3 protein-coding genes and 2 pseudogenes are annotated in these 8,280 nt (G+C 69.0%); 3 read left to right on the top strand and 2 right to left on the bottom strand.

Annotation, left to right across the window (positions count from 1 at the left end; genetic code table 11):
* Positions 1 to 104: 104 nt before the first annotated feature.
* Together ACIF8T_RS40320 and ACIF8T_RS40315 are read left to right on the top strand one after the other, a co-directional pair.
* Positions 105 to 926 (top strand): annotated as a pseudogene (locus ACIF8T_RS40320) (alpha-L-rhamnosidase C-terminal domain-containing protein); the annotation flags it as partial.
* Positions 918 to 2,057 (top strand): discoidin domain-containing protein, encoded by a 1,140-nt coding sequence (locus tag ACIF8T_RS40315; protein ID WP_400042441.1) that lies wholly within the window; start codon positions 918 to 920, stop codon positions 2,055 to 2,057. The pseudogene ACIF8T_RS40320 and the gene ACIF8T_RS40315, both read left to right, overlap by 9 nt.
* Before the next feature lie 492 nt (positions 2,058 to 2,549).
* Here ACIF8T_RS40315 and ACIF8T_RS40310 read toward each other — a convergent pair whose 3' ends face one another.
* Together ACIF8T_RS40310 and ACIF8T_RS40305 are read right to left on the bottom strand one after the other, a co-directional pair.
* The gene (locus tag ACIF8T_RS40310) at positions 2,550 to 4,307 is read right to left on the bottom strand and encodes a lectin (protein ID WP_400042440.1); all 1,758 of its coding nucleotides are present in this window, start codon (positions 4,305 to 4,307) and stop codon (positions 2,550 to 2,552) included.
* Positions 4,308 to 4,324: 17 nt separating this feature from the next.
* Positions 4,325 to 7,171 carry a lectin gene (locus ACIF8T_RS40305; RefSeq protein ID WP_400042438.1) on the bottom strand — a complete coding sequence of 949 codons (2,847 nt, stop codon included), beginning with the start codon at positions 7,169 to 7,171 and terminating at the stop codon, positions 4,325 to 4,327.
* A 772-nt stretch (positions 7,172 to 7,943) separates the two neighbouring features.
* Here ACIF8T_RS40305 and ACIF8T_RS40300 point away from each other — a divergent pair.
* Positions 7,944 to 8,280: pseudogene (locus ACIF8T_RS40300) on the top strand (xylose isomerase); the annotation flags it as partial.

Raw genomic sequence — 8,280 nt, 5'->3', positions numbered from 1 at the left:
CCGCTACGAACGCAAGGCCGAACACTTCCTCGCCTTCACCGCCCTCGCCTGCAGCCTCATCTGCTACCGCAGACTCACCAAATGAGACGACGTCTTACTACCTCTACACCGGTGATGCGGACGCCGTCACCGTCGCCTACCCGGCGGTGAAGAAGTACCTGAACCTGTGGAGTCTGGACGCCGACGGTCTGGTCAAGCACCGGTCGGGAAACTGGGACTGGGGTGACTGGGGCCACAACATCGACTTCCGCCTCCTGGACAACTGCTGGTACCACCTGGCACTGGACACCGCCGCCAAGCTCGCCGACCTCAGCGGCAACGGCGGCGACGTGGCCGGGTGGAAGGCACAACAGGACAGCATCAGGGCCAACTTCGACCGCGTCCTGTGGAACTCGGCGAAGAACGAGTACCGCTCACCCGGATACACCGTCGACACCGACGACCGCGGCAATGCCCTCGCCGTCGTCGCCGGCCTGGCCCCCGCCTCGCGCTACCCGGCGCTCACCGAGGTGCTGCGCACCCACCGCAACGCCAGCCCCTACATGGAGTTCTACGTCCTGGAAGCGCTGTATCTGATGGGTTCGGCCACGGTCGCCGAGGAGCGCATGCGTGACCGCTACGCCGCCCAGGTCGCCGACCCCACCTGCTACACGCTGTGGGAGGTGTGGGACAAGGCCGGCGGCACCGACAACCACGCCTGGAACGGCGGCCCGCTGTACGCCCTGTCCGCCTACGCCGCGGGTGTCCGGCCGACCAAGCCCGGCTGGGAGACGTACGAGGTCATCCCGCAGACCGGCACCCTCGCCAAGATCAATACAGTGACGTCCACCGTCAAGGGGGAGGTCCGCCTGGACATCACCCGCGACGGTGCCAAGGTGACGCTGGCGCTCACCTCGCCGAGCGGGACCAGGGCACGGGTGGGCGTGCCCACCTACGGCGGCACCCAGCCCGTCATCAAGGCGAACGGCACCACCGTCTTCACGGGCGGTTCGCCCACCGGCGGCGTCAGCGGACTGTCCTACGACGGCAAGGACTCCTCGTACGTGTACTTCGTCGTCCAGCCGGGGTCGTGGACGTTCACGGCAACCGGTGTGGGAGCTCTTGACAACATCGCCCTGGGCCGGCCGGTCACCAGCAACAGCAGCCTGGAGAACGGCGACTGGGGCCGAAACCGGCTGACCGACGGGATATTGACCAGTGTGACCGGCGCCAAGGGCTACACCAGCCACCACTTCACCTCCGCCGACGTCAGCGTGAACCCCGTCTGGGTCGAGATCGACCTCGGAGCCGACACCGCCCTCGACGCCGTACGCCTCTTCCCCCGCACCGACACTCCCGCGGCCGGCAGCGGCACGGCCGGCTTCCCGGTCGACTTCACCATCCAGACCCGGCCCGACGGATCCAGCACCTACACCACCGTCCGAACCGTGACCGGGCAGGCCAACCCCGACGGGCTGGTGCAGACATACGGCTTCCAGACCACCACCGCCCGCTACGTCCGTCTGCAGGCCACGCGGCTCGGTACACCCGCCGCCGACGAGACCACCGTGTACCGCCTCCAGCTCGCTGAACTCAGCGTCCCCCCGGCCGCGACCACCGTCACCGCCAACTACACCGTGGAGAACGGCGACTGGGGCAAGACCCGCGTACTCGACGGCACGCTGACCAGCGTGACCGGTGCCAAGGGCTTCACCAGCATCGACTTTCCCTCCGCCGACGTGAGCGGCACACCGGTGTGGATCGAGATCGACCTCGGCGCCGACCGGGCCGTCAGAGAGGTCACCCTCCACCCCCGTACCGACACCAGCGCCTCGGGCGGCGGCACGGCGGGCTTCCCGGTCGACTTCGCCTTCCAGACCCGCACCGAGGGCGGCACCACGTACACCACCGCCCGCACCATCACCGGCGAGCCCAACCCGAACGGAGCCGCCCAGACCTACACCCTCACCCCCGCCAACGGCCGCTATCTGCGTTTGCGCGCCACCAGGCTCGGCAGGCCGGCTTCCGACGAGACCGGCAAGTACCGCCTGCAGCTGGCGGAGATCCGTATCAAGTAACACGCCTTCCCGTGGGAGGGGGCTCCTGCACGGCGAGCGGCCTCAGCAGGCCGACGCGCAGTGGGGTACCAGAACCGGGCTCACCTGGTGAAGGACCGAGGGCGGCCGGCGTGCAGGCATGTTGATGCGCCTCAGTCAGGTGGGGCGGTGAGCCTCACACACTCCCGGCCCGTCGTCACGCTTCGATGCCAGGATGCCGACGGCTGGTACCGGAGCGGTCTGGCGCGCCGGCCAGGGACACCATCGTCTCCTCGAGACCGCTCGACGGCGAGGCCTACGACGCGCGCGAGGAACTGCCCGGCTGGTCGAGTCCCAGGTTCGACGACGGCGACTGCCCGCGGGCAAACCACCCGCCGGGCCGGGCCCCGGCGGCATCGGCGTGGTCCCCGCCGTGAACATGACGGAGACCACCCGATGTCTGCTGAGTCGGGGCCGGCATGCGGGCCCTCACCACAGGTGCAGGACAGTAGCCGTCCGGCAGTCAGTCAGCCGCTAAGGCAGGGTCCATTTCTGGTTGGGTCCGCCGTGGCAGGTCCACAGGTGGACGGGGGTGCCGTCGTTCCAGGTGTCGCCGGATGCGTCGAGGCACTTGTCGGAGTGGGCGCTGCGGATGCTGCCGTCGGGCTGGGGTATCCATTTCTGGTTGGTTCCGCCGTGGCAGGTCCACAGCTGGATTTTGGTGCCGTCGGCGGTGCCGGCGCCGGCCACGTCCAGGCACTTGCCCAGGCTGCGGAGGGTGCCGTCGTCGGCCAGGGTCCACGGCTGGTTGGTTCCGCCCCAGCAGCCCCACAGCTGAATACCGGTGCCGTCGGCGCTGTTGCCGCCCGCCACGTCCAGACACTTGCCGTTGACGCCCCTGACCTGACCGGACCGGGGGCCCTGTTGCTCGTCGTTCGACGCCTTGAGGCGGATGTTGCGGAACGCGACGTCGTCGCCGTCACCGTGGTTCTGGATGCCGATGTGGCCCTGTCGCAGGCTGCGTGCCGGGTCGGTGTTGGTGAAGTCGTTGATCTTGCGTCCGTTGAGAAAGACCTCCAGTCGTTCTCCGGTGACGCGCAGTTCGTAGGTGTTCCACTCACCGGGCGGGTTCAGCACGGCGTCACGTGCGTCGATGTCGGCAGACTTGATCCCGTACACGGCGCCCGTGGTGCGGTCCGTCGCGTCGGTGGCGTCGATCTGGACCTCGTAGCCGTTGTCCATGGCGGACCAGGGGTCGTCGGTAGCGGGGAAGCCGATGACGACGCCTGAATTGTCGTCGCCGGCGACCTTCCAGTCGAGCTTGAGCGAGTAGTCGCCGGTGATCTCCTTCGCTGAGTACCAGAGCATTCCGAGCCCGCCGTGGGAGGTGAGGGTGCCGTCGGCGAGGTTGAACCCGCCGGGGCCCGCCTGCTGCCAGCCCGCGGTGCCCGAGCCGTCGAACAGCGGGGTGTAGCCACTCTCGGGTCGGCAGTCCGCCTCGGTCGTCCCGCTCGCCCAGCGGATGCCGCCGAGGAGGTGCCGGCGGAAAGCGGGTTCGGCGTAGGACTCGTCGGTGTGGCCGCCGCCGGTGTAGAAGGCCCGGCCGCCCCGGTAGTCCTTGCACCAGGCGATCGGATGGTCGCCGGACATGCCGCCGCCCGAGTAACTGGACTCGTCGAGCGAGGCCAGCACATGGGCGGTGGCGCGCGGGTTGGAGCGGTAGTCGTACCACTCGTCGGTGCGCTGCCAGGTGCTGCCGAGATGGGCGGTGGCGTCGTGTGCCCGGTCCTCGACCTTCACGGTGGCGGACTGGACTGCCGGATGGGACTGGAAGAGGGCGCCGGCCAGTCCTTCGTAGAAGGGCCAGTCGTACTCGGTGTCGGCCGCCGCGTGGATGCCGACGTACCCGCCGCCCTCCTTGATGTACTGCTCGAAGGCGGTCTGCTGAGTGTCGTCGAGCACGTCACCGGTGGTGGAGAGGAAGACGACCGCCTCGTACCGGGCGAGATTCCCGGGACTGAAGTCCCGGGGGTCTTCGGACGCGTCCACGGTGAAGTTGTTGGCCGCGCCGAGTTCGCGTAGCGCCGCGATACCGGCGCCGATGGAGGAGTGCCGGAAGCCGGCGGTCCTGGAGAAGACCAGGACGTCGTAGGCGGGATCGGCAACCGCCGCTGCCCGCGCGGACCGGCCGGCCGGCTGGTCACCGGCCCCGGCCACGGCCTGGGCCTGTGGTGCCATCCAGAGCGCGCAGCCGGCGAACAGGCCGACGGCCGCCTTGAAACGAGCGTGCATGTGTGGCCGCCTCCTTCCTAGGCCAGGGTCCATTTCTGGTTGGGTCCGCCGTGGCAGGTCCACAGGTGGACGGGGGTGCCGTCGTTCCAGGTGTCGCCGGGTGCGTCGAGGCACTTGTCGGAGTGGGCGCTGCGGATGCTGCCGTCGGGCTGGGGTGTCCATTTCTGGTTGGTTCCGCCGTGGCAGGTCCACAGCTGGATCTTGGTGCCGTCGGCGGTGCCGGCGCCGGCCACGTCCAGGCACTTGCCCAGGCTGCGGAGGGTGCCGTCGTCGGCCAGGGTCCACTGCTGGTTGGTTCCGCCCCAGCAGCCCCACAGCTGAATACCGGTGCCGTCGGCGCTGTTGCCGCCCGCCACGTCCAGGCACTTGCCGTTGACGCCCTTCACCTCACCCGTACGCGAGCCACCGGCGGACCTGGTGAAGGAGAACTCGTCGACGTCGAACAGGAAGCCGGCGCCGCCCTTGAAGACCAGGAACAGGGAGGTGGACCCGGTGGGCTGATGCGACAGGTCGGTGGTCACGTCCTGGAAGCTCTCCCAGTCGCCGGTCACCGGGACGGTCGCCGTGCCGAGCACGGTGCCGGTCGGGGACCCGGCCCGCACCTCCATGGTGCCGCCCGCTCCCGCGGAGGAGACCCGCGCCGTGAACTTGGCGGTGTTGCCGAGGGCGTACGGCTTGAAGGAGATCCAGTCGCCGTTCTCGATGTAGCCGACGGTCTTGCCGCCGTGGGCAGGGCCATGGGCGGTGACCTGAACACCGGATGAGTCACCGTAGTGCTCGGCCTGCCGGTGGCTGGGCTGGGCGATGCGCTGGTCGTGCGTGGTCAGCGCGGGCTGGCCGTTCGCGCCCTTGTCGGTGTACTCGGCGTCGACGACGCCGAAGACGTTGGCGTTGGGGTCGTGTTCGCCGTCGGCCAGCGTCTGGAGGGTGCCGGTGCAGCCGGTGGCCGAGGTCTGCGGGTGGCCGTGGCTGTCGTGCCCGACGATGAACGAGACCTTCACCTTGGAGCAGTCGATGGTGCCGTCCTCGGGGTCGGTGACCGTCACCTTGAACGGGATCGCGTCGCCGAAGTCGTGGACGCTTCCGTCCGCGGGCAGGTCGATCTTCACCGTGGGGGCCGTGTTCCCCACGGTTATCCGGACGGACGCCGTGGCGGACTTGCCGCTGGTGTCCGTGACCGTCAGCGTGGCCGTGTACTGGCCGTTGTCGGAGTAGGTGTGCGCGGGATTGGCCGCAGTGGAGGTCGCTCCGTCGCCGAACACCCACGAGTGGCTGAGGTCGCCTCCCTCCGGGTCGGAGCTGCCGGCCGAGGAGAAGGAGACGGTCAGAGGCGCCTTACCGGAGGTGACGTCGGCCTTGGCCTGGGCGGTCGGGGCATGACCGTCGGTGACGTGTTCGATGCGGTAGAGGGCGGAATTGTCGTCGCCGCTGTAGAAGCCGGTGCCGTAGTCGAGGACGTAGAGGGCGCCGTCCGGGCCGAAGGCCATGTCCATCACCTGGGTTCCGGTCCAGGGGAAGGCGTTGATGGACTGCACGGTCCCGTCGGAGCCGGCCTCGATCCGCTTGATCCAGCGGCGGCCGAACTCGCCGGCGAAGAAGTCGCCGTCGTACTCCTGCGGGAACTTCACCTCGGAGGTGGAGGCGGCGTCGTAGCGGTAGACGGGTCCGCCCATGGGGGACTCGGAGCCGTCGCCGAACTCCGGTACGGAGCCACCGCTGTAGGGGATCCAGGCGGGCTGGGCGGGCGGCAGGTCGGTCAGGCCGGTGTTGCGCGGCGAGGTGTTCTTCGGGGCCGCGCAGTCGAACTTGGCGCCGGAGGCCCCGGAGGCGAAGTCGTAGTCGGTGTAGGCGTCGTTCTTGCCGGTGCAGTACGGCCAGCCGTAGTTGCCCGCCTTGGTGATCCGGTTGAACTCGACCTGTCCCTCAGGTCCGCGCGCGGGGTTCGCGGTGCCGGCGTCGGGGCCGTAGTCGCCGAGGTAGACGATGCCGGTGGCCTTGTCGACGCTCATCCGGAAGGGGTTGCGGAAGCCCATCGCGTAGATCTCGGGCCGGGTCTTGTCGGTGCCGGGCGGGAAGAGGTTGCCGTCCGGGATGGAATACGATCCGTCGGCGTTGACCTTGATGCGCAGGACCTTGCCGCGCAGGTCGTTGGTGTTACCCGAGGAACGCTGGGCGTCGTAGGCGGGGTTGCGGGAGGCGCGCTCGTCGATGGGGGTGTAGCCGTCCGAGGCGAACGGATTGGTGTCGTCGCCGGTGGACAGGTACAGGTTGCCCGCCGCGTCGAAGTCGATGTCGCCGCCGACGTGGCAGCACATGCCGCGGGTCGCAGGTATGTCGAGGATCTTCTTCTCGCTGGTCAGATCCAGTGTGCCGTCCGTCTTGAGCACGAATCGGGAGAGCCGGTTGACACCGTCGAACGGGGCGAAGTCGGCGGCCGATCCGTCGGCCGGGGCGTCACCACCCGGCGTGTCTGTCTTGGGGGCGTAGTAGAGGTACACGAAGCGGTTGGTGGCGAAGCCCGGATCCGCTCCTACGCCTTGCAGGCCCTCCTCGTCATGGCTGTAGACGTCGAGTTTGCCCGCGATCTTGGTGTCTCCGGCCTCGTCAGTGAGCCGGAGGGTGCCGTCCCGTGAGGTGTGCAGCACGGAACGGTCCGGCAGCACGACCAGGTTCATGGGCTCGCCCATTTCGGCCGGCCCCTTGGCGAGCGTGACCTGCTGGAACGCTCCGACCGCCGCGGCGGAGCCGTCGGCCGGGTCCGGCGGCGCGGCAGCCGCGGTTCCCGGTGTCAGGCAGCCGACGGCACACACCACCGCCAGTGCCAACGAGCGGACGAGTTTGGGTCTGAGCAGTGTTGTGCGCACAAAGGTCTCCGGGGGTGTGGGGTGAACAGCAGGACGTGACCAGTCCTGACGAGGGGAGCATCGGCGCGCGCCGTCGCGCCGGCGCTCCCGTGGCGCGCGCCGTCGCGCCGTTAAGCCGGGTTGCAGGCGCATCACCGGCTCGATTCACAGAAGTTAGTGCGCTTCGGCCTAACAAGTAACCCCTTGCGCAAAGAAACCCCTGACTTTTTCTTAACTCACGACAAAAGTGGGGTAGAGCGGAGGAGGGCTGGATCGGACGTCACCTCCACCGCTTGCGGTGGCCGTGGCGGTGTCGCGGTCTCGACCGGTTGCGGCTGCCGGTACGCACGCGCCGACATTTTGCCGAGCGAGATCGTCCAGCGCGTGACCCCGCGACCGGCTCGTCAGGGACGAGCCGGTCGGCGTCCTCGGGTCGTACCGCTCGCTGTCCGTCGACCGGACGGCCACCACCTCGCGTCGTTGCCGCGCGGTGCGGCGCCTCGCACAGGGCGTCCTGCCGCCGACGCGGATCGCCTCTCCGGCCGGCCCTCCGGTGCGGAGTGTGCCGTCCGTCGTCGGCCACCGTCCGGCTGCAGCGTCGACGACCAGCGCCTTCGTGGACAGGGTGGGCGGCTCCTCACCGACGACGAACGGACCCCCGCGAGGCCAATGCCGGCCTCTGTCCCGCGTGGTCCGGGACATGGAGTCCCTTCGGCCCTTCCCAGTGGTGCCTGGACCCATTAATTTGTAAATCGCCATGACGAAATAGCCTCAGCGAACAAGGAGCCGCGGCATGAACTACCAGCCCACCCCCGAGGACAGGTTCACCTTCGGACTGTGGACCGTCGGCTGGCAGGGCCGGGATCCCTTCGGCGACGCCACCCGGCGCGCCCTGGACCCGGTCGAGTCGGTGCGGCGCCTGGCCGAGCTGGGCGCCCACGGGGTTACCTTCCACGACGACGACCTCATTCCCTTCGGCTCGAGCGACAGCGAGCGCGAGGAGCACGTCAAGCGGTTCCGGCAGGCGCTGGACGACACCGGCATGAAGGTGCCGATGGCCACCACCAACCTGTTCACCCACCCGGTGTTCAAGGACGGCGCGTTCACCGCCAACGACCGCGACGTGCGCC

It is taken from the genome of Streptomyces sp. NPDC085946, assembly GCF_044540485.1.
Lineage (GTDB): Bacteria > Actinomycetota > Actinomycetes > Streptomycetales > Streptomycetaceae > Streptomyces.
This window is presented reverse-complemented; position numbering and strand designations above follow the sequence as displayed.